Consider the following 25,240-nt stretch of genomic DNA (forward strand, 5'->3'; position numbering starts at 1 on the left):
ATTGGTTTGATCCATAATCCGAGCCGCGACCGTCAGGGAGCGGATAATCAACCGTTACTTTTATTCATAAAGGCATAAAAAATTGATTCAAATCTTCTTCACTTAAAACCATTGACCTGGAAGCGTCTGTAGACAAAATCCCTTCCACTAATTGCCTTTTCTTCTCTTGCATACCAAGAATTGCCTCTTCTACAGTACCTGATGTAATCAACTTGTAAACAAAAACAGGGCTTTCCTGGCCTATTCGATGAGTTCTGTCAGTAGCCTGGTCCTCAACAGAAGGATTCCACCAGGGATCATAATGAATCACAGTATCTGCACGAGTCAGATTAAGCCCTGTGCCGCCTGCTTTCAAACTAATTAAAAATATTGGCGTATCACCTTGTTGAAATTGATCGACTAATGCTTGTCTGTTTTGGGTCTGTCCCGTCAATTTCAAATAATCATATTGCCTGGCTATTAATAATTCCTCAATCAGTTTTAGCATCGATGTAAATTGTGAAAATACAAGTACTCGCCTTCCCTCTTCAACCAAGTTATCAAGCAACTCCATCAGTGCATCAAGCTTGCATGAAGTACCGTGGGCAATCTCCGCTTCAGACATAGACAACAATCTTGGATCACAACAAACCTGCCGTAATTTCAACAAGGCATCAAGTAATAATATATGACTTTTCCCCAATCCTTGCCTTGCTATGGCATCTCTCACCTTTTTCTCCATGCTCATGCGGATAGCCTCATAAAGATCCCGTTGAGCACCAACCAACTCTATAGTACGAGTTATTTCAGTTTTGGGCGGGAGTTCATTGGCCACCTGATTTTTGGTTCGGCGCAGTAAGAAAGGTTGTACTCTTTTTGCTAACAAATCCCTTCTTCCCATATCGGCATATTTTTCTATAGGTGTTCTGAACCAAAGCCTGAATTGCTTTGCATCACCCAATAGCCCGGGCATTAGAAAATGAAATAAAGACCAGAGTTCGCCTAAATTATTCTCTAGCGGAGTTCCAGTAAGACATAAACGATGTGAAGCCTTTAATTGTTGAATGATTTGTGTCGTTTTTGTCCGTGCATTCTTAATGAATTGCGCTTCGTCCAAAATGAGATAATAAAAGGGGTAACCAACAAATTTTTCTTTGTCCCTGTGAATTAAGCCGTAGGTAGAAATAATTAAATTATAATCATCAAAATTGTCCTGATGTCTATCACTTCCATGGTAAATCAAGACTCTGATCTCAGGCGTAAATCTCTTGGCTTCGGCAAACCAATTACCAACAAGACTGGTGGGAGCTATGATTAAACTGGCTTTATGTAATCTTGATTGTTCTTTCTCATATTGTAAATGGGCGAGAGTCTGCACTGTTTTGCCAAGTCCCATATCATCCGCTAATACGCCATTAAAACGACTGACCCGCAAAAATTGTAACCAATTTAACCCATAGTGTTGATAATCCCTCAAATGAGCTTGAAGACCAGATGGAACCTTTATTTCTGGCAGATCATTTAATCTGACCAGCTTTCTTAATTCTTCTCTTAGTGATTCAGCACCTTGCCAACGTGATTTGGTTGCAGCAATAGCCAATTCAGCTTCCTGCATTAACACCAGTTGATATTTATTAATCTGTAATTGTTGATTCTGATCAATTTGGCGCAAGCCAAATTGTAATAACAAACGGACCAATGGCTTAATTCGCCCCATAGGCAATTGCAATAAACGACCATCCAACAAGGGGAGTTTAACCAGCAGCTCATCAGGTAAATTATCTAAATCATTCCCTTTGTATCGTTGAATCAAATCTGCAACCAGCGGCACAATACTCACTGGCTTGCCTTCAACCAAAATACCCAATTGATAGGAAAAAAAATCGGTCGTACTTTCCTGAATATCGGAATACCATTCCACTTCATCAGCAGAAACAATCTCTTGATAAAACGGGCTTGCAAATTCTATACGCCATCCATGGTTTTTTAAATAAGGGAACGATTGCTGATAAAGACTTTCCAAGTCTGAAACAATTTGCACATCTTTTAAAATAAAAAAAGAGTGATCGGGTAAATTCCAATGGTATTTTTCCCATTGATGAAATGGCCTCAAATCAATTGAATTTTTCAACTCTTGAATTTTTAAATCTTCAAATTCCTTATCACGTTGGTATTCAACTAATACATCTCCTTTTAAAGACACCACTTTTTCGCACTCTTCCGCAAAAGGAACAAGCAATCCTTCATAATCAAAAAAGATTTTTGCTATATAAAGAGAATTATTTTCCTCTCCGTCATCAATCCACCTCTGTTCTTCCTGTTCGGTAAGCGCATCGAGAATTAACACAGGAATTGGTTTTAATTGTTTCGTTTCCTTTTGATTGAACACATTGGGCATGGGAAATTCAGGGCAATTTTCAGACATTTTTTTAGCCAATAACTCGGCTTGATCAAGAGGAATAGGTGGTGCATCCAACAAATGACGAAGCTGCTTGATGGGATAAGGAGAGTTTAAGTGCCCCATTACCGCATTTTTAATATCAAAATACCAACTCTCATCCAATAATAATGGCTCAATATTCTGATTATCATGCCTTAATTTTAAAATCTGATTGCCATTCCAGGATAAAATCCACTGGCATTCACCAGTTAAAGTTTCTCCCTTTTTTATAGGGCTATCCTCATTTTCAATAAAAAAAGCTCTTCCGGTTGCAATGAGTTTATCAAGAAGCTCTGTATTCCGAATCAAAAGATTATCAAACCAACCGGATACATTACATTTAAATAACAATTGAGCCACAATGTCATTATCATCACCCATAAAATGTTGTTTTTTTGAATTAGCCAGAGTATTAAAGACTATTTTTTTTCCATAACCACCACGTTTTAATAGTTTGGCCAAAGCTAATTTAATGCTTACCTTGTGCTCATAACCCCGAAGCTTTAAATCAATCAAATAAATCAGATGATGTGTCGCCTCCTCCCTTTTTATTTCTGAGGCTTCTTGTGCTCGTAAATTTTTTAACCAAACATCTAATTTTCGATCTAGTTTGTTAGAAGGCAGTGACTGCAGGTTTATTTTTTCTCTGTCTCTTAATGCAAAAAGACAAGCTGCAGCGTGTTTACAATTATATTGATAAGCACATGAACATCGAGAAGGTTTTGCTGGCCATGATTTTAAATCCATATGGACATCATAAATTTGACTTGCACTACCCTTCACTCTCCCTTTCAGCAAGCCGTCACTTAAGCGAATATTCAATACCTGGCCTTTTTGAAAGTACTCTTCACCCCGAAGCAATATTTTAGCTTCAAAAGCCTCTGGCATTTTTGATATTGCTTCGTTTAACATACCTTGGATTTGTCCAGGAAAAATCGTATATTGTAGTCATTTTTTACGCTTTTTGACAATAGAATGGGTTGTTCTATCCGCTCCCTTACGGGTGCGGCTCGATTTTAACCATGATCCTATCTGACTCAGAGTGAGCAATAATCCGAGCCGCAACCATAAGGGAGAGGATAAATGCAAAAATAAAAACTTCTTCAATTAACCTGACTACCATCCTCTTCATCTGTAGCCATATCAATGTCCTCTAAGCTACAATTCCTATATACAAATTAATTGACAGATTTTCATGAATGCACCCTTGACAGTACTGATGGCTCAAATTAATCCAACAGTTGGAGCTATTGACGCGAATACAAATAAAATTCTTGATGTCATCAAAAACCATCAGGCAAACCATGATGTGATTATTTTTCCAGAATTAACTCTATCCGGTTATCCAGCGGAAGATTTACTCTTTCGAAAAGAATATCATGATAAAATCATGCTCAACCTCCAGAATATTCAGGATACTACCAAGGATTGTTATGTCATTGTCGGACATCCAATGATACACATTGGGGATTGCTACAATGGCTTCAGCATCTTTTATGAAGGAGAAAAAATCAGAGCATATCACAAGCAAAAATTGCCAAATTATGGAGTTTTTGATGAAGCAAGATATTTTACTCCTGGTAAAAAAGATCCTTGCGTTTTATCAATTAAAAACCATAAGTTAGGGTTTTGCATATGTGAAGATTTATGGCAAAAAGGTCCTGTAAACGATTTACTTGACAGTGGCATTTCCATTTTAATCAGTTTAAACGCCTCCCCCTTTGACTATCGTAAATACCAGCTGAGAGAAGAGCTTTTAAGATCTTATGCTAAACGGGGGGTGTCCATTATTTATGTCAATCAAATAGGTGGTCAGGACGATTTGCTTTTTGATGGGCAATCTTTAGCCATGGATAATCAAGGTATTATCCGTGCTCTAGCTCCTGCCTTTGAAGAAAGCTTATGTACTGTCAATATAGACGGTAACAAAATAGACGGATCAATCACCCCTTATCTCGACAAAGAAGCACTTATTTATAAGGCACTGGTTTGTGGTACCAGAGATTACGTCAGAAAAAACAATTTCCCCGGCGTACTGCTTGGGCTCTCCGGAGGCATTGATTCTGCCTTAACGTTAGCAATAGCTGTCGATGCGCTTGGAGCAGAGCAAGTCCATGCTGTGTTGATGCCTTCACGATATACCGCGTCAATCAGCAATGAAGATGCACTGGAACAATTAAGCAACCTTAAAGTTGCACATTCCATTATACCAATTGAACCCATGTTTCAATCTATGATTGAATCGCTTCATCCTGTTTTTAAAGACTTGCCACCGGATACCACGGAAGAAAATATTCAGGCAAGAATACGTGGGATGCTGCTCATGGCTTTGTCAAATAAAACAGGGAAAATGGTTCTTACTACTAGTAACAAGAGTGAAACAGCTGTAGGTTATGCCACTTTATATGGCGACATGGCCGGCGGATTTGCCGTATTAAAAGATGTACTGAAAACTCAAGTGTATGAATTAGTGAGGTATAGAAACAAGATTTCATTGGTTATCCCAGAGCGAGTCATTACCAGACCCCCTTCTGCTGAATTAAAACCAAACCAGACAGATCAGGATAGTTTACCCGAATACGGTGAACTGGATACCATTATTATGGCTTACATGGAACAAAATTTAAGTCCCTCTGAAATCATTGCCAAAGGATTTAAACCGCAAGTGGTCAACAAAATCATTCAATTGATTAAACGTAATGAATACAAGAGACGTCAGGCTGCACCAGGAATAAAGATAAGTAATCTGGCCTTTGGTAAAGACTGGAGATATCCTATCACTAATGGTTTTAATCAATGCATTTGAATGCAATAACTGCCTTGAAATAAAATTCAAGGCAGTTATTGCATTTATTCTTTAAATAGATCTTATAGCTGCATTATCATTTGGTTTTGATGGCTGTCCTTCATGATGCTCCATGTTTTTAGCTCTGTTACCAAACAAAGTTGCAATATTCTCATATTTATTTAGATTAATTTTACCAGGTTCTTGTGTAGCAACCTTTTCCTCTTCCCTTTCACTTAACTGATTCTTCAAACATCGTTCAACGTCTCCAAATAAACGCAAATCCAATTTTTTAGCATTTGTCATTTTACTTGTGCTACTGACAGGAGGTATTTTAGATTTTGGTCCGGCAGCCAGACATTCCTGCAATTGAGCTTTAAATTCCTTCATGTCTTCCTTGACATCAATGGACTTGATAGTATTTACATTCAATAAATAAGTCTTAAGTTGAGGAATGTGTTCTTCCTTTAGCGGATGGCCTTGATCATTTAACCACATTTTCATAGATGCATAGGATTCTAATGAAATTTCATGTGCGAAACCTAATGTATTTATCCACCACAACGAATACTCATTAGGTTTACCCCGCAAAACAAAAGTAGCGGAAGTCCCATTTTCCTTTAATATATCATTAGTCAACTCAGCTTGAGTTCTCGGATCTTTCGGATTGATGAGCAGTTGAACTCGTCCTAGAAGCATTTCTCGGGCTTTTACACACTCCTGTTTAAGCTGCTTCAAATGCAAAGCACTTAGATTATCAATATCCTTAACGATATCCTTAATCTTTCCGTCTATTAGAATTTGGATTAACTCTTCCCCGGGTTCCAAAGCATACGCTTTACCTGTTGCATCTACCCAGGAAAGCTTCCAAATACCACTTTCAAAAATTAAGCAAAATTGTATAACGCCCTTATTTTCTTTGGCTGATTTTTTAGCTGCTTCCAGGTCATTGATAATTGAAACATTATCGATAAATTTCTGAGCACTTTGATGTGTCTGCAACAATTCCTGTTTTCGAGCTTCTATTAATTTTTGGGAAGCCAGGTATTGCGACATAAACTCGTCAATTCTTTTATTTATTTTTTGTCTGAGCTTCAAAATAATTGGATGGACTAACTCACTTTCTAATGGTTTATAGCCAGGAACTGACTTGATAAGCTCATCAAATAAATAATAATTAAACGATCCATGTTCCCACTCCCCTTTCCCAACCAATAACTTAAACTCCTGCAAGCGAGTGTAAGCATCAGGGAACGCTTCCATGCCTTTAATTGCCATATCAATTTCTTGTCCGCGTTTTCTGGTAAACTGGTAAAACCAACCTTTAAGCCATGATTCAATGGGCTTATTATATCTTGCCCGGGCAGATTCTAAGACATGAACTAATTGCTTACATCCTTCATCGGATTCATCCGCAATTCGACTTAATAACTTTTCGGCAAATTCGTTTAAATTGTCGATTATATCCAATAATTTTTTTCCATCCTTTGGTGGCATATACGCTCCTTGTTCCTTGTCCAAATTTCATCTTACCTTAATCAGAATTTTATACAAGCAACAAAATCATTGAACTATCTGGAGTTTAAAATTTAAATTGCTCAATAAAGCGCAATAGAAAACTTGCAAATTTAAGACAAACCGCTAACATGAATCAGTTAAAAAATAATAATAATAAAAAGGGATGTCATGAGAATTACATTACTTACAACAGCTATATTAGCTACAGGTGTTGCCTCCGCCGCGGTACCTGTAGACGGGTGGTATGCCAGCGCATTTGGAGGTTACACTTATATTCCCCCCAACATATACAATTTCGCTTATGGGGTATTCCGTGATGAGGTGGGATACAATAACGGCTATAACGCCGGAGGACGAGTAGGCTACCAAAGCAACCCAATCCGCTATGAAGTAGAATACACCTATCTCAGGGGTGAAGCCAGAAAGTTTAATCTTAACTTTATAACACAGCTCGGTGTTACCGGTTTTACCTCCGCCAATACTATCATGACCAATATTTACTATGATTGCCCTGATATGCTACCGGCCATTGCGCCATTTATTGGATTGGGGATTGGTTATGCCTCTCTTAGGACAGAGCTTGACAGCATAGGTCCTTTTAGACCATCTTACTTTACCACCAGCGACAGCGCCTTTGCCTACCAGGGAACTGTGGGAATAACTTATAATTTCTCCGAAAATTATGCGGCAAATTTGGCTTACCGCTATATCGCAACCGATAATTCGAGTAATTTTGGAAAAACCTACCAGGCTCATTTGGCCAGCGTGGGAGCAATCTACCGTTTTGATCAAGGAAATTATAAGTAAGGATACGCAATGAAGAAGTTAATTCAACTCTGGGTATTATCCGGTTTGCTATTAAGCGGTTCAACTTTTGCTTTCAACCAGCCTCAAGGCTTCTACGTTGGGATATTGGGGGAAATAAGTCATGGGCCTTCTGGTGAGGACCTTATATTTACCGAACCCAACCGAACCATTACTGCCAACGTGGAATATAGTCCTGTTTCTGGAGGTGGAGGGGCTGTATTAGGTTATAAAATAAGCCACTATCGCATTGAAGGGGAGGTACTATATAACCGGATTTCAACTGGTCCTTTCACAATAAGTTCCTGTACTTTACAAAGTCCTAATGTCCTAACTCCAACAGGCGTTTGTCCTTCCGCTTTTGAAGTTAATCGACTAGGTTATGATGGCAGTAGTGCCGCTCTCTATGGTTTGCTCAATCTGTATTATGATTTTTTCAGTTCTGTGAATGAAAGTACTTATGTACCTTATATTGGAATAGGCGCGGGACAAGTACGTATTCAAAATAGAAATAATTTCGTAAAAACAACGCCCGTCAATCTGCCGGCTTCAGCTGGATTTAGCACTACCATTGTCTCAGGAGCTGGACAGGGCATTGTAGGCGTAGGGTATCTAATGGATGATTTCGCCTGGCTTGCTATGGACTTCCGCTTTCTCACAACCAGTAGTCTGTCCGACTTTAACAACAGTCGCTATACACTCAGCACATTCAATGTGGGTATCAATTTTACCTTTGACAAGTCAACCTGATGACTTCTTATGGCCTTGGGGTTCCTGCCACAAGGTCACAAATAAAACCATCACCATCGGTCCTAGAAACAGGCCAAGCAAACCCAAAGTTTCTACTCCCCCCAAAATGCCGAACAAAACAGCCAGGAAAGGTAATTGTATCGCTCCACCGATAAGAACTGGCTTTACAAAATGATCAGCAACAAACATAACCAAAGTTCCCCAAACCAGAACAATGATGCCTCCAATCAAACTGCCAACGGAAAGTAAAATCAAAGCGACTATGATAAAAACAATAGGAACAACAAAAGGTATCATAGCTGCCAATGCGGTAATAAACCCAGTCAATGTGGGGGCTGGAAACCCAACCAAGGCATAGCAAACGCCCATTAATATACCTACCCCTATGCCAACAACAATAGTTCCATTCACAGTCCCTCGCAACGCGCTGGGAAGCCTGTCGGAATAACGAAACCATCTGTCACCCAAACAATATTCTCCTATATGCTGAATTTGTAATAGTAATTTATCCCCATCACGATAGAAGAAAAAAAGTGTTAGAAGGGTAAATCCTACTTGAAAACTACGATGAGCCAAATTGACCCCAATCTGCTTGATGTAATAGCTGGTAGGGGTTAACGTTACATGCAAATTAGATAAAAACTCCTTGATGCTTCCCGGCTTACCAATATTCACATCCCAATATTGAATTAAATCATCCCCAACCAATGGAATATTTTTAAAAAACTCAGGAGCAGCTCCACCTTCCTTATTAATATGCTGCAAAAAATTAATAAATAATTGAGACTCCTTGATAAGGATTCCTATAAGCCAACTCAAGGGAATAAGGAAAAGCAAGCCCATCAGTGTTGTAAATAAGAACGCTGATGTGTTGTGTTTGTTACCAAATAATTTACGCCATCTGGTGTATAAGGGATAAGTAGCTATAACAATAATAGCGGCCCATATCATGGAAGGAATGAATTTATGAACAATATAAAGCGAGAAGATAACGATACTGACTGTTAACCCTATGCTAATTAGCTCTTTATGATTTTCATTCATTAAGCAAAGCTCCAAACCAAGATTTGCATAATACACCAGGCAGGTACTGCTGCTAAAACATCGTCCAGCATAATCCCTAACCCACCGTGAACTCTTTGATCGATCATACGTATTGGTTGAGGTTTCCAAATATCAAAAATACGGAACAAAATAAAGCCAATTAACATCCATAATATTCCTTTGGGAGCTAAAAACATAGTTAATAAATAACCAACTACTTCATCGCATACAATTCCTTTGTAATCATGTACACCAAGATCTTCTGTCACTCTGTCACTGACCCAAACTCCCAGCGCAAATCCCAGGGCAGTCCATAATAAATAAATGCTCCAATGAGCATTGATCAATAATAAATAGAGGGGAATAGCAGCTAATGTCCCCCACGTACCTGGAGCAATTGACATCAATCCACTGCCAAAACCAAAAGCGATAAAATAAACGGGATCTTGCCATACTCGATTTGCCAAATTGACTTGGTTCATATTTGCTCCTCAACCTAAATATCGCTATCACATCACTTTAGAATCGAATTTTGTCTTTAATTTTTATTATCATACTATAGAGGCGGGATTTAAAAATGTGAATAGCCTCTGGGTTGCAATTCTTTACTTGGACTATCAGCTGATTGTATTCTTAATCCTGGTTTCTCCTCTATCACACCGATGGGAAAACAGGTCAGATTTTCTTTTTGAAGATCCCGATTAAAAGAATCCAGCTGTTGTATTGAAACTGTAAAACATAACTCGTAATCATCACCTCCTGAAAGAGCCAAGTCAATGGCTTGTTCAGGACAATATTGATTCAATAAAGGATGCCTGGGTATTGCTTCTTCAAACAAGTTGGCCCCAACACCACTTGCGACGCAAATATGATTTAAATCAGCGCCTAACCCATCAGAGATATCAATCGCTGAAGTAGCATATTTTCTAAGTAAATGGCATAAATCCACCCGTGGTTTAGGATGTAATAGTTTATTCATTAATTCTATTTTATCTTTTGCATTCACTTTTTTATACCCATCCAGCAATTTTACAGCCAGCCCCGCAGCCCCCAATTCACCGGAAACCATAATCACGTCACCCGCTTGTGCGCCACAACGTCTGATTGCTTGTCCTTGAGGTGTGAGCCCCATGATGGTCAACGTGATTGATAACGGGCCTTTGGTCGTGTCACCACCGATCAGATCCATATTATATAAGCCAAGAGAGTCTTTTATCCCTCTCGCGAAGGAATCAAGCCAACTCTGATTCAATTCGGGCAAGGTCAATGCAAGAGTCACCCAACATGGCTGTGCGCCCATGGCAGCCATGTCACTAATATTGACCATTAATACCTTGCAGGCAATATCATAGGGATCCCATTGCGGTAGAAAATGAATGCCTGAAACCAAAGTATCTGTGCTGACTAGCAAATGCATTCCATCGGGAATCTGCAAGCAAGCAGCATCATCCCCTATCCCAAAAAGGACATCATTTCTCTTGCATGGGATGGATTTAAAATAATGATCAATCAGGGTAAATTCATTCATTATCAAGACTGACTTCAACAGAGCGAACCTGTTTTGCCAAATTATTCAATACCCCATTAACGTAACGATATCCCTCTTGTGAACCAAATTCTTTAGTCAAGGATACTGATTCATCAAGAATCACCTTATACGGTATCTCAGGGCAATGAAACAATTCAAAAGACCCAATTCTCAATACAGTAAGCTCTATTGGATTCAATGCATTGATTTCTCTGTCTAGATACGGTAGTAAACTTGCCTCCAATGCTTCCACATGAGTTGGAATGCCGTATAACAGGCGGCAGAAATATTCTCCATCTACTTTATCCATATTATTAATTGTTCTGAATTGAGCTTCAATTTCATGAAGATCTGTACCAGACATTAGCCATTGATAAAGGGCTTGCAATGCAAATTTTCGAGCTCGTCTTTTACCACGAATTGATTGTTTTTCCACAATTACCTCATATTATTCTAATAACAACAAGAAAAGTGAGCCCTTCACATTTTTTATCTAAGACTTTTCCTTATCTTCATTTTTCATTTGATCAATTGTTTGTCTAAAATCACTCACATCTTTAAAGCGTTTATACACTGATGCAAAACGCACATAGGCCACATGATCAAGCCTGAATAATTCCTTCATTACCAACTCGCCAACCACCTGGGAATCGATCTCGCGTTCACCTCTTCTTCGAATTTCCTCAGTGATAGAAATAATAGCTTTTTCCAAATCATCAACGCTGACAGGTCTTTTCTCCAAGGCTCTCAACATGCCAGAACGTAAATTATCAATATGAAACGGTTCTCTTCTTCCATCACGTTTTATAATCAATGGCATAATCAATTCAGCGGTTTCAAAAGTAGTAAACCGCTCATGACATTCCAGACATTCACGCCTTCTGCGAACTTGAGCACCATCCGCGACCAGACGTGAATCCACTACCTTTGTTTCTTCCGCATGACAAAATGGACAATACATGATTAGGCATAAACCGGAAATTCACGACAGAGTAGCAGCACCTGGGTTTTCACTCTTGAAATATTAGTTTCATCATGAACATTATCAAGGATATCCGCTACCCAGTTAGATAATAAAGTAATCTCTCTTTCTTTAAAGCCTCTTGTGGTTGCAGCAGGCGTACCCAAACGTAAACCACTCGTTACAAAAGGTGAGCGAGGATCATTGGGAACCGAATTTTTATTGACTGTTATGTTGGCTCTGCCTAAAGCAGCGTCAGCTTCTTTACCTGTAATTCCTTTATTTATCAAATCCACTAGCAAAAGATGGTTATCAGTTCCGCCAGAAACAATATCATAGCCTCTGCTTTGTAACACACTGCACATCGTTTTGGCATTAGCTAAAACCTGTTGCTGATAAGTTTTAAATTCGGGTAACAGAGCTTCTGCAAAAGCAACTGCCTTGGCTGCAATTACATGCATTAAGGGCCCACCTTGCATACCAGGAAATACAGAAGAATTTAATTTTTTCTCAATTTCTTCGTTTTCCTTACAAAGGATTAAACCACCGCGAGGTCCTCTTAAGGTTTTATGAGTTGTCGTCGTCACAACATCCGCATAAGGAACAGGAGAAGGATATAACCCTACAGCTACCAGACCAGCTACATGAGCGATGTCCGCCATTAAATAAGCGCCGACCTTATCGGCAATTTCTCTAAATCGAGCCCAATCCAGGATCCTGGAATAAGCTGAAAAACCGGCAATGATCAATTTTGGTTTGTGTTGAAGCGCAAGTTTCTCCAGAGCATCATAATCAATCAAACCTGTCTTGCTATTAATACCATACTCGATAGAATGGTATAATTTACCTGAAAAATTAACCTTTGACCCATGAGTCAAGTGTCCACCATGAGGCAAAGCCATGCCCATAAAAGTATCGCCTGGGGACAATAATGCCATCATGACTGCTGCGTTTGCTTGTGATCCCGAATGGGGTTGCACATTGACATAATGAGCGCCAAAAAGTAATTTTGCCCTTGAAATGGCTAACTCTTCAGCGACATCAACAAACTCACAACCTCCGTAATAGCGTTTGCCTGGATATCCTTCAGCGTATTTATTCGTCAACACAGAACCCTGAGCCTCCAATACTCTCGGGCTGACATAATTTTCAGATGCTATTAATTCAATGTGTTCTTCTTGGCGTCGTTTTTCATCAGAAATTGCTTTAAAAAGAACATCATCAAAATTTTTTATAGTATAACTTTCGTCAAACATGAATGTTCCTTGGTTGGAAGGCTATATTTACCTTGTTTTTATAATAAGGTCATTACGAACACTCTTTACACCATCTACGCCAGCCGCAATAATCCCGGCTCTTTGTTTTATTTTTTGAGAATCGACAAAACCGCTCAACTGCACTTGATCTTTATATGTTTTTACTTTTACGGCAAATCCCGTAGTCCCCAATTGGTCAACCAAACTGGCTTTCACCTTGGCAGTAGTCGTTGAACTATCAAGATATTCCCCTGTACTTTCCGACAGAGGAGAAGCGGCACACGCAATAATTATCATGGATATGGATCCCACTAATAACATCTTAAGTGAGTCGCGCATAGAGGCTCCTTAAAGATAAAAACGTTATTAGAGTATCATAAAAATTACCCTGATACGAAGAGGATAATAGTACAATTTTAGTTCTTTTAAAAAAAAGTTTGCTGTATTCAGCAAGTTAAATTATTAACTATGGCCATGAATTTTTTTCTGTTCCTCAGGATTGGAAGTATCATGTCCATGTACATTAGAAGAATCAGGATGGCTGTGCATATTACCATTATCATGAGCATGTCCATGCACCTGACCGTTATTTGCATTGTGTCCGTGAACATTTTTCTGAGCTTCAACTCTGGCTTGTGATGGTGGCGGAGTAACTACCGCAGCATGACCTTGAGTTTTCGCATGCTCATAATGAACCTGCCCCCTTGGCGCACTATAGTATCGATTATTACTATGATATCGCTGATTGTAATGACGATGATAATACCCTTGAGGATATGAGGGGGTAACCTCTACGCGAGGAGCAGGCCTCAAATACTCTGGCTGATAAAAGTCTTCTTGGATAACTGTGCAGGAAGAAAGTAAAGGAAACAGTACTACGCAGGGAATGAGGTATTTCATGTACAACTCCTCAAAGGAAAGGAAAGCTCTCTAATCATTGAGAGCTTTCCCGAATTTTCAATGAATTATCTGTTTGATAACTCAGCCTTAGCTTCTTTCAAGTAAGGAACTACACGGATGGTACTGTTCACATTTGTCCAACCGGAATAAATAGTATAGTAAGGTGATGTAATAGTAATGTACATACCACTATGGCAATAGAAATTATAGAATAGGCTTATGTAGTGAGGTGACTCATAGCGATAGATATTAAAATCTATAGTTGTGCCATCATCAAACGTACCGAATACACGAACATCTGTGAAGCTTTGGTTAATGATTTCAATTTGGCAGTAACCAGGATAAGTTACGCTCTTTTGTATTGATTTCTTGTCTGCATTATCAGCCTTGGGATGTAAATGAAGATTTGCAGCAAAAACGTTAGAAAATAAACTGAAACATACAACAAATAACAATGATTTTAACTTCATGAGCTTCCCCTTAGTAAGATGGAAGCTGCATAGTATCAAAGTATTCAATTTAGTCAATAGGATTTTTTTGTACCCATAAAATCAAAGTTCATTACAATTCAATTTCGTTAGAGAAGAAGCAAAACAACTATGAAAATATTAAAAATAACAAGTCCTCTCAAACAATAAGATGATAAAGTAAATGTTTATGTTATATTTGCTAGATTAAATTTTTTTCAAGCATTAACAGGGGAAGATAATGAATAAACGATTGACTATCATGGGAATAATCTTGTTGGTAGTTTTCGGTGGAATCATAGCTTTTAATCTAATTAAGGCTTACATGATTAAACAATTCTTCGCAAGTTATGCGCCTCCTGCTGTTACCGTTTCTTCTGCTGTTGCTCAAGCAGTAGATTGGAAGCCAACCATTGACGCTGTAGGTAATTTCGTTGCAATCAACGGAGTTGATGTGAACTCGGAAGCATCTGGCAATGTAGTTCAAATTCATTTTGAATCAGGGCAATACGTAGAAAAAGATGAGCCATTGATCACCATAGATGACAGCATCGATCAAGCATTGCTCAAATTTAACCAGTCGGAATTAACGCTTAAAGAACTTAGCTATAAACGACAAACTGATCTCTTCAAGCGTGGCGCCACGCCAAGCTCCAGTGTTGATGAAGCCAAAGCTAACTTGCAACAGGCTCAGGCGAAAGTAGAGCAGATTCAAGCACAAATTAAACAAAAACACATAGGAGCCCCTTTTTCCGGCCGCCTTGGCATCCGCCAGGTAAACCTGGGCCAATACGTCACCCCAGGGCAAACCTCCATAGTTTCTTTACAATCACTGGATCCCCTTTACCTGGAATTTTACTTGCCAGAACAATATTACAAAAGAATTCATCTTAACCAACCTGTGACCTTTCGCGTAGAGGAGTTTCCTAATATTCTCTTTGAAGGAGTCATTCATGCAGTAAACTCTAAAGTAGATCTAACTACTCATAATGTTCAGGTACAAGCCCTATTACCGAACTGCCCTGCTGATGCAATTCAGGATCCAACCAAGTCTCCTCTTATCAAAGCACGTAAACAAGTCAGAGGAGATAAACTGATTGTGTCCTGCAGTACAGAATTAAATAAACAAAATAAAATACGAAATTTTGTATTTATCCCAGGCATGTTCGCTTCCATTGAAGTAGATCAACCTGCAGAGCCTAATACTATTATCGTCCCTTCCACAGCAATTTCTTACAGTCTCTATGGAAATGCTGTTTATATCATTGAAAAAAGTAAAGAAGGTAAGAAAAATAAGGATGGTACTGACCAGTTGGTTGTAAACCGTGTATTCGTCACTAACGGGGAGCAACAGGGAAATTACACAGTTATCAAGAAAGGCATTAAAGCAGGTCAATTGGTCGTAAGTACTGGTGACTTGAAATTACAAAATGGTACCCCTGTTGTTATTAACAACAGTGTCAAACTCGATACAGACAGTGATCCCAACCAGCTGGGACATTAGATCGTGTTGGCAACCTGGTATTTAAATCATTTTATAACATTAGCATGCTCTAATAATATGGCTTGTTGTTCTTTACTACCGACTAGGATCATGGTCAGTTTTTTGCAGGATAACTTATGAAATTCACAGATCTATTCATCAAGCGCCCAGTACTCTCCATAGTGGTCAGTATGTTGATTTTTCTATTCGGGATAAACTCCATCTATAAAATGCAAATTCGCCAATACCCTAAAATGGAGAATACAGTCATAACCATAATGACCGGTTATCCTGGCGCTGATGCTGAACTCATAGCCGGATTTATCACTACTCCTCTTGAAAGTGCTGTTGCCAGTGCTGAAGGAATAGATTATATGACTTCATCCAGTCAGCAAGGTCTCAGCACAATTACCTTAAACATCAAGTTGAATTTCGACCCTCAAGTTGCTTTTACTGATGTCATGAGTAAAGTGCAGCAAACGCTCAATCAGTTACCTAAAGAGTCACAACAACCAGTTATATTGAAAAAATCAGACTCATCAACCGCATTGATGTACATTAGCCTGGACAGTAAGGATATGACTCCTCAGCAAATTACTGACTACGCTACCCGAGTCGTTCAACCCCAGTTGCAAACAGTGGATGGAGTAGCCAAGGCTGATATTTTAGGTGGTCAAACTTATTCCATGCGAATATTCATGAATCCAATTAAAATGGCTGCGCTTAACGTTACTCCAGCTGATGTGTCAGCTGTTTTGGCCAGTAACAACTTCCTTACTGCAGCCGGAAGCACTAAAAGTGAATACGTTGCCATCAATGTCACGGCTAAAACCGATTTGAATAATGTTGAGGAATTCGAAAGACTGATCGTAAAAAGCGATAAGGGGTCAATAATCAGGCTCAGGGATATCGCTAAAGTGGAACTGGGTTCACAAAATTATGATAGCTCAGTGACTTTCAATAGCAAAAAGGCCGTCTTTATATCGATCACTCCAACACCAACTGCTAACCCCCTCACAGTAATTAATGATGCTAGAAAACTTTTTCCTTCAATAGTGAGGGAATTCCCGCCATCATTAACTGGCACAATAGTATACGATGCCACAGCATTCATTCGGGCATCTATCCATGAGGTAATGGAAACTATCATTGAAGCCGCAGTCATCGTGATTATCGTTATCTTTTTATTTTTAGGCTCTATTCGTTCAGTTCTTATTCCCGTTGTCACTATTCCGCTGTCATTGGTTGGTGTCTGTACTTTGATGCTCATACTGGGTTACAGCATCAACTTGCTTACCCTTCTTGCCTTTGTATTAGCAATAGGATTGGTAGTGGATGATGCCATTGTAGTGGTAGAAAATGTACATCGCCATTTGGAAGAAGGAAAAACCCCCTTTGAAGCCGCAATTATAGGTGCCAGAGAAATTGCTACCCCGGTTATTGCGATGACAATCACCCTGGCAGCTGTTTATGCACCAATAGGGTTTATGAGTGGACTGACTGGCGCTTTGTTCAAGGAATTTGCTTTTACACTGGCAAGTGCGGTTATTATTTCAGGGGTTATTGCCTTAACGCTGTCCCCCATGATGTGTTCAAAAATTCTATCCGAAGAAGCTGCTAGTGGAAAATTTGCTATTTTTCTGGATGAGTTTTTTAACAAACTGAAACGAGTTTACCAGAATGCACTTCATAGCTTATTGGATACCCGAGAAATGATGTTGCTGTTAGCAGGGGTAGTGATTTTAATGTTGCCCTATTTGTATTCTAACACGGCCGCTGAAACTGCGCCTGATGAAGATCAAGGCTTCTTTTTTGTAATGGCTACTGCTCCACAATATGCAACCTTAGACTACATAGAAGCCTATACAAAGCCGTTTGATGCCATTTATAAAAGTTTTCCTGAAACAGAAAACTATTTTACGGTTAACATGAGCCAACCTATTTCAGGAATGGTATTAAGACCATGGGATCAAAGGAAAAAAAGTCAGTTTGCTCTAAAAGAACCTTTACAAAAAAAATTATCTAAAATTGCAGGACTTAATGCTTTCGCTATTGTCCCCCCTCCCCTGCCAGGCGGCGGCGGTGGTCCTGCCGTACAATTTGTGGTTAAGACAACAAATGATTTCCAGAGCTTAATGGATGTGTCGAATAAGCTAACTGAAAAAGCCAGGAATAGTGGGTTATTCATTTACATAGACAATTCCCTTAAATTTAATCAACCACAAGTGGAGTTTAGCATCAATCGAGCAAAAGCTTCTGAAATGGGCTTGGATATGAGAGCGCTTGGAAGCAGCCTGACAAGTGCTCTATCCGGCAACTACATCAATTACTTCAATCTGGAAGGTCGAAGCTACCAGGTAATCCCACAACTGGCGCGCAAATTCCGTCTTACTATAGAACAATTAGGCCAAATTTATGTTAAAACGCTAAACGGCACTATGGTTCCATTATCCACTGTGATAACCCCAACCGAAAAAACTCAACCTAATGCAGCTACCCATTTCCAACAACTCAATTCTGCAACGATTCAGGCTGTCATGATGCCAGGTAAAACATTAGGCCAAGGTTTGGAATTTTTACAAAAAGCAGCCCAGGAAGTCTTGCCCAAGGGATTTACTTATGATTATGGAGGAGAATCCAGGCAATTTATGCAAGAAGGAAGTGCTCTCATCTTTGCATTCCTTTTTGCTATTGTTGTTATCTTTTTAGTCCTGGCAGCGCAGTATGAGAGTTTTCGCGATCCACTAATCGTTCTCATCAGCGTACCAATGTCCATCTGTGGCGCGCTTATCCCGCTTAACCTTGGAGTAGCGACTATTAATATCTACACTCAAGTGGGTTTGATTACTTTAATTGGACTCATCAGTAAACATGGAATATTGATAGTGGATTTCGCTAATCATTTGCAACGTGAAAAAAATCTTGATAAACGTGCTGCTGTTGAGGAAGCTGCTGGAATTAGATTACGACCCATATTAATGACTACAGCTGCTATGGTGTTTGGAGTAATACCTCTTCTTATTGCCAGCGGTGCTGGAGCAGCAAGTCGATTCGACATAGGACTAGTTATCTCCACAGGTTTATTAATAGGTACCTGTTTCACACTGTTTGTAGTACCTACTTTATACACCTACTTAGCTGAAGATCATCGACATAAGCCAAACGAACCTGCGGAGATCCAGTAATTCGACTTTGGATTTTTTCGTAAGCCTTATTAATCTTTAAATAATTCGTCAAACAGCCTGCATGTTTCGTCTTCTCCGAAGCATGCAGCCGAACTTTGTAGATACCAACGACAAACAACGGTCATTAGAGAATCAGCCATTTAAAACCCAAAAGACTATAATGATTTTTTCCTGAGTTCCTGTTTTTTTAAAATGGCTAAATTCCCATACTCTATGATAAAATTGTGAGTTTTTACCAGTATAGGCTATACGATAATGGACAAAACTTACTCTCCGGAAGCAATAGAAAAACCCCTTTATAAAAAATGGGAAAGTCATCATTACTTTCAACCACGCGGTGAGGGTAAACGATTTTGTATTATGCTGCCGCCTCCTAATGTAACAGGCAGCCTCCATATGGGACATGGTTTTCAACATACCATAATGGATGCATTAACCAGATATCATCGCATGCTTGGTGACAAAACATTATGGCAACCAGGTACCGATCATGCCGGCATCTCAACTCAACTTGTTGTAGAACGTCAACTGGAAGCCCAAGGCGTATCGAGAAAAGATCTCACACGTGAACAATTTCTGGATAAAGTGTGGCAATGGAAAGAAGAGTCCGGTAATACCATCACGCAACAAATGAGGCGTTTAGGCGCTTCCGTAGATTGGAGTCGAGAACGTTTCACCATGGATGAAGGATTGTCCGCTGCTGTACAAAAGGTATTTGTACAGCTCTATGAAGAAGGACTTATTTACCGAGGAACCCGCCTGGTGAATTGGGATCCCAAACTGGGCACTGCTGTTTCAGATCTTGAGGTTCTCTCTGAAGAAGAAGATGGCTTTCTTTGGCACATTCGCTATCCTGTTGTTGATTCCGACGAGTTTCTAATAGTTGCCACTACACGCCCCGAAACCTTACTCGGTGATTGTGCCGTTGCCGTTCACCCCGATGACTCACGTTTCAGGCACCTTATTGGAAAGCAGGTTCATCTGCCTTTATGTGATAGAACAATACCCGTGATTGCGGACGATTACGTTGACAAGGAATTTGGCAGTGGGTGTGTAAAAATTACACCCGCACATGATTTTAACGATCATGAAGTAGGCAAACGTCATCAATTACCACAAATCAATATTTTAACAAAGAAAGGGACTATCAATAAAAACGCTCCCTTAAAATATCAGGGGATGGATAGATTTGTTGCACGAGAGCAAATCATTAAAGATTTGGAAAAGGAAGGCTTGCTGGCGAAAACAGAGCCTCACAAATTAAAAGTGCCTCGAGGTGAAAAATCAAATGTCATCATCGAACCTTTATTAACTGATCAATGGTATGTTAAAACCAAACCATTGGCAGAACCTGCTATCGCTGCTGTAAAGAAAGGAGACATCCGTTTTATTCCCGAGACATGGGATAAAACCTATTTCCAGTGGATGGATAATATTGAGGACTGGTGTATCAGCCGCCAACTATGGTGGGGACATAGAATTCCTGCGTGGTATGATAATCATGGTAATATTTATGTAGGTTATAGTGAAAACGATGTTCGCTTTAAACATAAAATTGATCAATCTACTCCCCTGAAACAAGATGAAGATGTACTGGATACCTGGTTTTCATCAGCTCTCTGGCCCTTTTCAACATTAGGCTGGCCTGAGCGTACTCCCGAATTAGAACAATTTTACCCTACTTCTGTACTGGTAACCGGATTTGATATCATATTTTTCTGGGTTGCCCGTATGATCATGATGGGACTAAAGTTCACTGGGAAAATTCCCTTTAAAGAAATCTTTATAACGGGTTTAATTCGTGACAGTGAAGGGCACAAAATGTCCAAATCCAAAGGAAATGTACTGGATCCATTGGACATTGTAGACGGAATTGATCTGGATTCTTTAATAGCCAAACGAACGTCTAACCTGATGTTAAATTCTGTTCGTGACAGAATCACAAAAGCCACTCGTAAGGAGTTTCCTGAAGGAATCAACGCGTATGGAACAGACGCGCTGCGATTCACTTACTGCTCTCTTGCCTCAACAGGGCGTAATGTTCGTTTTGATTTAGGACGAGTTGAAGGATATAGAAATTTTTGCAATAAACTATGGAACGCAGCTCGTTATGTCTTGTTAAATACAGATGAAGAGCAAATTGATTTTGGGGATGGCGCATTTCAATACAGCCCAGCTGATCAATGGATACTATCCCGGCTACAAAATACCGTAAGTAAGGTACATCACTATTTTGAAACCTATCGGTTTGATCTCCTCGCTAATACGCTATATGAATTTGTCTGGCATGAGTATTGTGATTGGTATTTAGAATTATCCAAGCCCATATTACAGGATGACCAGGCTTTAAGCGCCATGAAAAGAGGCACGCGAAGAACTTTAATTCATGTTCTGGATCAAATATTGAAGCTTCTTCATCCTCTGATGCCATTTATTACAGAAGAGATTTGGCAAAAAACCACAAAATTTACCAGTGAAAATGGGATTAGTATCATGCTGAGCACATATCCCAAAGTCAATGAGGAATTCATAAACCCCGCTATAGAGGAAGAACTGGATTGGTTAAAGTCAGCCATTCAATCACTACGAACCATACGCAGTGAAATGTCTATCTCACCCGCCAAGTTAATACCTTTATGCATACGCAATATTACTCCTGAATTAAAGGAGCGTATCGCAAAATATGAAAAAACTCTCAAGACGCTAGGCAAGATAGACAAAATTAATTATCTTGCTCCTGATGAGAAAGCTCCTGTTTCAGCAACTGCGGTATTGGGTGAAATTGAGTTGTTGATTCCAATGGCAGATTTGATTGATAAGGAGGCAGAGTTATCAAGACTGAATAAAGAGCTTGCCAAATTGAATAAAGACATCGAGCTGGCTCAGGGTAAATTAAATAACCCTAAATTCACTGATAAAGCGCCTGAAGAAATCATTGCTAAAGAAAAAGACAAATTAGCTCAGGCTCAACTGGCTAAAGATAAACTTTTACAACATAAAATCAGGATTGAGTCATTATAACTCAATGATCCTTAGTTAAACCCTCCTTACAGTCATGGCTCAACTTAACTCATTATTCTATACGTGACTGTAAGGAACAAATGGCACAAACCGGATTATTTAAAAGAAAGGATGTCTTCTCGTGGTAACTCAATTGAATACGCTTAAATCCTATATTTTCCCCATCATTTTGCTATTATCTATTTTACTTGGTGGGTTAACAGGATATGTTTTTAATCAAAACGTTGCCTGGTTAAAACCCTTTGGCGATATTTTTCTTAATTTGGTTTTTACTACCATCGTTCCCCTAATTTTTTTCAGTGTATCCTCAGCGATTGCAAGAACTGGTTCTATTGGCAAATTAGGCAAAATATTCTACTCAATGACAGTCATATTCTTATTTACAGGAATAGTTGCTGCAGTTTATGCCCTTTTCGTAGTTTTACTTTTCCCTCCAGCGCAAAACATGCCTATTCTCTTGGAAAGCTCAAAGCAACTCTCTCCGACAAATCTCCCGGATCGCTTGATAGAGATTTTTACTGTACCTGAGTTTTCAAAATTATTCTCACATGAACATATTCTGGCATTAGTCCTTTTTTCAATCCTGGTAGGATTGGCTGTAGCCCATTCCAAAGATAAAGGTACAATTTTTAATTCCTTCTTAAAAGCAGGAGAAGACGTATTCATGTCAGTATTTCGCCTGATTATGTATTATGCTCCTATCGGTTTTTTTGCTTATTTTGCAGTAATAGTAAGCGAAATTGGCCCCCAATTAATGGAAAATTATTTACGCATTGCCATACTCTACTATACCGCTTCAGTGTTCTACTTTTTCTTCGCGTTAACTGCCTATGCTTATTTGGCAGGAAAATCCCAGGGTGTTAGGTTATTCTGGAAAAATATTTTCCTTCCTGCAGCAACTGCCATAGCAACTTGTAGTAGTGCCGCCAGTATTCCTGCCAATTTAATGGCAACCAAATCCATGCGCATCCCTGCTGAAATCTATGAAACATCAATACCCTTAGGCTCCATAATTCATAAAGATGGATCAGTCATGGGTGGTGTTTTTAAAATTGCTTTTTTATTCGGGATCTTTCATTTACCTTTTACCAGCTTGCCCGTTCTTATGATGGCATTGGGGGTTTCTTTGTTGGTAGGAACAGTAATGGGAGCGATTCCTAGTGGTGGGATGTTAGGAGAATTGTTAATTTTGTCAGTTTATGGTTTTCCACCTTCTGTTTTAATTGCAGTTGCTGCCATTAGCATCATCATTGATCCCATAGCGACAATGGTCAACGTAACAAGCAATAGTGTTTGCAGCATGATGATTGCGCGCCTGGTAGAAGGTAAAAATTGGTTTCTCAGATCCTCCGATGAAAATAACCTATAATCTAAGGTAAGTTTGATATAAAAAGCACATATTAAATATTAATTATCCTATATGTTCAATTTAAAATCATTTTTGGAGGGAATAGTAATGAAAAAAATACTGTATGTTATTCCGGGTATTTTATTAATTACGAACTCTTTTGCCCTTGATATAACTGAGAATCTTAACAATTCTAACAAAGATCTGCTCCATTCACCTTTTCCTGTTTACGTTATTGAGGGGTCTGCTGTTGTCAATCATCCTTACCCGGGAGCAAAAAAAGTACTCCTGCCAACCGACAACAGCTATGTAGATTATCCAGGATGCTATATTGCCTGTTATTCGCATAATACAGGTGTCTACGCCATTTCCCCTACAATTTCAGTCATGGGACAAATTCGAGTCAAAGGGCAATATGACGCCCGAATTTGTCAACCTGATGGATATAAAAATCAAGACATCAGTGCTGCTTATCAATTTAAACAGCTTTGTGCTGAAAAGATCCCCGCCTGTCAAAATAACAGTTGCTGGGCCGGCGGTGATACTGGCGGATGGTTTGGAATTCAATAAGCAGACCAATGAATTTCACGGAATAAAATGAGATAGGATACTTGATTTTGGGTAAAAGCCACCCCCTTAAAATTTTTAGCAAGCATCATCACTCTCAACTTCAGCAGAGAGGTAATTCAGCAGTTTGAATAGTGGGGAATAAGGAGACATTTGGTGAATGCCTCATATTAATTAAATTAGTAAGTAACCAGTGAACCAATAACATACTTACACAGGCTATTATAGTTAAAGGGATTGGAGTTGTGATCAACAGAAAAAAACCAATAGGTAAAAAAACGCTATTAAGAATTATTTTATTTAAATCTTTCATACGAGCGTTTGTCATTGCCAATTGTTCATTCTTGATTTGTTCTCGACTAGTATCATTAAGCTTAAGTTGATATATTAATTGCCTATCTTTCTCTATATCAATTAAAACTCGTAAAAGTGAGCTAATAAGAATGATAGAAGATACTACAGGCGAAAGTGGTACTGCCACTGCTGAAAATGAAAATAATACAAAAGCTATCACTACAGATAAGCTTGTGAGCAAGGATCGAAGACCATTTAATTCTTTATTCTGACATTCAATTGCTAAACGAGAGCGCTCCATACCCATAGCTTGATTGTATTTTAAGTCATATTCCTTTTTGTCTTGTTGATAACGAATAATCATCACTAAAATATCGATGAGTTGAGCCAACGTTTCTAATTGCATCCCTTGAAGGCCTGCAGATATTGAGTTTCTATAAGATAACCAAAAAAACTGGGTCAGGTTAACAACGCACCACAAGCTATCATTTAAAAGGCTGTAGTATATATCCCTTCGTATTTTATGATTAGTTTTTTCTTCCGATTCGACTAAAATGAGATGCGCTAATAAACCAACGTTAGCTGAAAATCGAAGCATATACAGAGAAAAACTCATCACACCCAAAGCCGTATCTAAGGGAGCAAGATCTCTTGTGTTTTTTTGTGATTTTGTTAAATACTTCGCTAAACCTTTACCACGATTTAATTGAAGTCTTTTGTCGTTTAAATCAGTCAGTTTGCTATTAAAAAACATTAATGTGGGTTTTATGATCGGTTTTGCTGCGCCTGACTCGTTTTTGCTCATAATATTAGTATCATCAAACAATTATGAATTAATAATAAGCAATAAAATCTGTCAGAAGAGTGACATCAAGATTACAAAATTGTAATCTAATTCATTATGATAATT

Annotated in this window: 20 protein-coding genes; 8 read left to right on the plus strand and 12 right to left on the minus strand. The window is 38.9% G+C overall.

Annotation, left to right across the window (positions count from 1 at the left end; genetic code table 11):
- Window positions 1-64: 64 nt before the first annotated feature.
- Entirely contained in the window at window positions 65-3,331 is a 3,267-nt protein-coding gene (locus OQI99_RS08250) for a DEAD/DEAH box helicase (RefSeq protein ID WP_265731692.1), read from the minus strand.
- A 283-nt stretch (window positions 3,332-3,614) separates the two neighbouring features.
- Between OQI99_RS08250 and OQI99_RS08255 the strand changes: the two genes are divergently transcribed.
- Window positions 3,615-5,225: an NAD+ synthase gene (locus OQI99_RS08255; protein ID WP_061513641.1), complete on the plus strand. Its 1,611-nt coding sequence runs from the start codon at window positions 3,615-3,617 to the stop codon at window positions 5,223-5,225.
- Window positions 5,226-5,276: 51 nt separating this feature from the next.
- On the opposite strand, the gene ravH is transcribed toward OQI99_RS08255, so the two are convergent.
- The gene (gene ravH / locus OQI99_RS08260) at window positions 5,277-6,725 is read right to left on the minus strand and encodes a Dot/Icm T4SS effector RavH (RefSeq protein WP_265731693.1); all 1,449 of its coding nucleotides are present in this window, start codon (window positions 6,723-6,725) and stop codon (window positions 5,277-5,279) included.
- A 165-nt stretch (window positions 6,726-6,890) separates the two neighbouring features.
- Here ravH and OQI99_RS08265 point away from each other — a divergent pair, with 165 nt between their 5' ends.
- A complete protein-coding gene (locus tag OQI99_RS08265) occupies window positions 6,891-7,529 on the plus strand; it encodes an outer membrane protein (RefSeq protein ID WP_061513643.1) in 639 nt (212 codons plus the stop codon).
- A gap of 9 nt (window positions 7,530-7,538) precedes the next feature.
- Window positions 7,539-8,276 (plus strand): hypothetical protein, encoded by a 738-nt coding sequence (locus OQI99_RS08270; protein WP_061513644.1) that lies wholly within the window; start codon window positions 7,539-7,541, stop codon window positions 8,274-8,276.
- On the opposite strand, the gene OQI99_RS08275 is transcribed toward OQI99_RS08270, so the two are convergent.
- From OQI99_RS08275 to OQI99_RS08315, 9 genes are all read right to left on the minus strand, one after another.
- The gene (locus OQI99_RS08275) at window positions 8,268-9,320 is read right to left on the minus strand and encodes an AI-2E family transporter (protein ID WP_014841173.1); all 1,053 of its coding nucleotides are present in this window, start codon (window positions 9,318-9,320) and stop codon (window positions 8,268-8,270) included. The two genes, OQI99_RS08270 and OQI99_RS08275, sit on opposite strands and share 9 nt — an antisense overlap.
- Window positions 9,320-9,802, minus strand: a complete 483-nt coding sequence (locus OQI99_RS08280; protein ID WP_061513645.1) for a phosphatidylglycerophosphatase A — start codon at window positions 9,800-9,802, stop codon at window positions 9,320-9,322. The genes OQI99_RS08275 and OQI99_RS08280 overlap by 1 nt, the downstream gene beginning before the upstream one ends.
- A gap of 89 nt (window positions 9,803-9,891) precedes the next feature.
- Window positions 9,892-10,848 (minus strand): thiamine-phosphate kinase, encoded by a 957-nt coding sequence (gene thiL / locus OQI99_RS08285; RefSeq protein WP_265731694.1) that lies wholly within the window; start codon window positions 10,846-10,848, stop codon window positions 9,892-9,894.
- The gene (gene nusB, locus OQI99_RS08290) at window positions 10,841-11,284 is read right to left on the minus strand and encodes a transcription antitermination factor NusB (protein ID WP_011213300.1); all 444 of its coding nucleotides are present in this window, start codon (window positions 11,282-11,284) and stop codon (window positions 10,841-10,843) included. The genes thiL and nusB overlap by 8 nt, the downstream gene beginning before the upstream one ends.
- A 57-nt stretch (window positions 11,285-11,341) precedes the next feature.
- A complete protein-coding gene (gene nrdR, locus OQI99_RS08295; RefSeq protein WP_010946463.1) occupies window positions 11,342-11,809 on the minus strand; it encodes a transcriptional regulator NrdR in 468 nt (155 codons plus the stop codon).
- Between the two features lie 2 nt (window positions 11,810-11,811).
- Window positions 11,812-13,065, minus strand: coding sequence for a serine hydroxymethyltransferase (gene glyA, locus OQI99_RS08300; RefSeq protein WP_061513647.1), 1,254 nt, complete (start codon window positions 13,063-13,065; stop codon window positions 11,812-11,814).
- A gap of 27 nt (window positions 13,066-13,092) precedes the next feature.
- A complete protein-coding gene (locus OQI99_RS08305; RefSeq protein ID WP_011214932.1) occupies window positions 13,093-13,404 on the minus strand; it encodes a BON domain-containing protein in 312 nt (103 codons plus the stop codon).
- 123 nt (window positions 13,405-13,527) lie between these two features.
- The gene (locus tag OQI99_RS08310; protein ID WP_061513648.1) at window positions 13,528-13,965 is read right to left on the minus strand and encodes a hypothetical protein; all 438 of its coding nucleotides are present in this window, start codon (window positions 13,963-13,965) and stop codon (window positions 13,528-13,530) included.
- Between the two features lie 65 nt (window positions 13,966-14,030).
- Window positions 14,031-14,435: a hypothetical protein gene (locus OQI99_RS08315; protein WP_014841166.1), complete on the minus strand. Its 405-nt coding sequence runs from the start codon at window positions 14,433-14,435 to the stop codon at window positions 14,031-14,033.
- Window positions 14,436-14,673: 238 nt separating this feature from the next.
- On the opposite strand from OQI99_RS08315, the gene OQI99_RS08320 reads away from it, so the two are divergent.
- From OQI99_RS08320 to OQI99_RS08340, 5 genes are all read left to right on the plus strand, one after another.
- Entirely contained in the window at window positions 14,674-15,936 is a 1,263-nt protein-coding gene (locus OQI99_RS08320) for an efflux RND transporter periplasmic adaptor subunit (RefSeq protein WP_265731695.1), read from the plus strand.
- Window positions 15,937-16,052: 116 nt separating this feature from the next.
- Entirely contained in the window at window positions 16,053-19,100 is a 3,048-nt protein-coding gene (locus tag OQI99_RS08325) for an efflux RND transporter permease subunit (RefSeq protein ID WP_061513650.1), read from the plus strand.
- A gap of 255 nt (window positions 19,101-19,355) precedes the next feature.
- Window positions 19,356-22,121, plus strand: coding sequence for a valine--tRNA ligase (locus OQI99_RS08330; RefSeq protein WP_265731696.1), 2,766 nt, complete (start codon window positions 19,356-19,358; stop codon window positions 22,119-22,121).
- 121 nt (window positions 22,122-22,242) lie between these two features.
- Window positions 22,243-23,490, plus strand: a complete 1,248-nt coding sequence (locus tag OQI99_RS08335) for a dicarboxylate/amino acid:cation symporter (RefSeq protein ID WP_061513652.1) — start codon at window positions 22,243-22,245, stop codon at window positions 23,488-23,490.
- An 87-nt stretch (window positions 23,491-23,577) separates the two neighbouring features.
- Entirely contained in the window at window positions 23,578-24,039 is a 462-nt protein-coding gene (locus OQI99_RS08340) for a hypothetical protein (RefSeq protein WP_265731697.1), read from the plus strand.
- A 100-nt stretch (window positions 24,040-24,139) separates the two neighbouring features.
- On the opposite strand, the gene OQI99_RS08345 is transcribed toward OQI99_RS08340, so the two are convergent.
- On the minus strand, window positions 24,140-25,156 hold the full coding sequence (locus OQI99_RS08345; protein WP_265731698.1) for a lpg0716 family Dot/Icm T4SS effector: 1,017 nt from the start codon (window positions 25,154-25,156) through the stop codon (window positions 24,140-24,142).
- Window positions 25,157-25,240: the final 84 nt, after the last annotated feature.

The sequence above is a fragment of the Legionella sp. PATHC039 genome, assembly GCF_026191275.1.
Classification (GTDB): Bacteria; Pseudomonadota; Gammaproteobacteria; order Legionellales; family Legionellaceae; genus Legionella; species Legionella pneumophila.

Excerpts from the sequence above, each read along its gene's own strand:
- OQI99_RS08280 (WP_061513645.1), bottom strand. The coding sequence starts at position 9,802 with ATGAACCAAGTCAATTTGGCAAATCGAGTATGGCAAGATCCCGTTTAT.
- glyA (WP_061513647.1), bottom strand. The coding sequence starts at position 13,065 with ATGTTTGACGAAAGTTATACTATAAAAAATTTTGATGATGTTCTTTTT.
- nrdR (WP_010946463.1), bottom strand. The coding sequence starts at position 11,809 with ATGTATTGTCCATTTTGTCATGCGGAAGAAACAAAGGTAGTGGATTCA.
- OQI99_RS08265 (WP_061513643.1), top strand. The coding sequence starts at position 6,891 with ATGAGAATTACATTACTTACAACAGCTATATTAGCTACAGGTGTTGCC.
- OQI99_RS08320 (WP_265731695.1), top strand. The coding sequence starts at position 14,674 with ATGAATAAACGATTGACTATCATGGGAATAATCTTGTTGGTAGTTTTC.
- thiL (WP_265731694.1), bottom strand. The coding sequence starts at position 10,848 with ATGAATGAATTTACCCTGATTGATCATTATTTTAAATCCATCCCATGC.
- OQI99_RS08250 (WP_265731692.1), bottom strand. The coding sequence starts at position 3,331 with ATGTTAAACGAAGCAATATCAAAAATGCCAGAGGCTTTTGAAGCTAAA.
- OQI99_RS08270 (WP_061513644.1), top strand. The coding sequence starts at position 7,539 with ATGAAGAAGTTAATTCAACTCTGGGTATTATCCGGTTTGCTATTAAGC.
- OQI99_RS08310 (WP_061513648.1), bottom strand. The coding sequence starts at position 13,965 with ATGAAATACCTCATTCCCTGCGTAGTACTGTTTCCTTTACTTTCTTCC.
- OQI99_RS08330 (WP_265731696.1), top strand. The coding sequence starts at position 19,356 with ATGGACAAAACTTACTCTCCGGAAGCAATAGAAAAACCCCTTTATAAA.
- OQI99_RS08305 (WP_011214932.1), bottom strand. The coding sequence starts at position 13,404 with ATGCGCGACTCACTTAAGATGTTATTAGTGGGATCCATATCCATGATA.
- OQI99_RS08325 (WP_061513650.1), top strand. The coding sequence starts at position 16,053 with ATGAAATTCACAGATCTATTCATCAAGCGCCCAGTACTCTCCATAGTG.
- OQI99_RS08315 (WP_014841166.1), bottom strand. The coding sequence starts at position 14,435 with ATGAAGTTAAAATCATTGTTATTTGTTGTATGTTTCAGTTTATTTTCT.
- OQI99_RS08255 (WP_061513641.1), top strand. The coding sequence starts at position 3,615 with ATGAATGCACCCTTGACAGTACTGATGGCTCAAATTAATCCAACAGTT.
- OQI99_RS08275 (WP_014841173.1), bottom strand. The coding sequence starts at position 9,320 with ATGAATGAAAATCATAAAGAGCTAATTAGCATAGGGTTAACAGTCAGT.
- OQI99_RS08340 (WP_265731697.1), top strand. The coding sequence starts at position 23,578 with ATGAAAAAAATACTGTATGTTATTCCGGGTATTTTATTAATTACGAAC.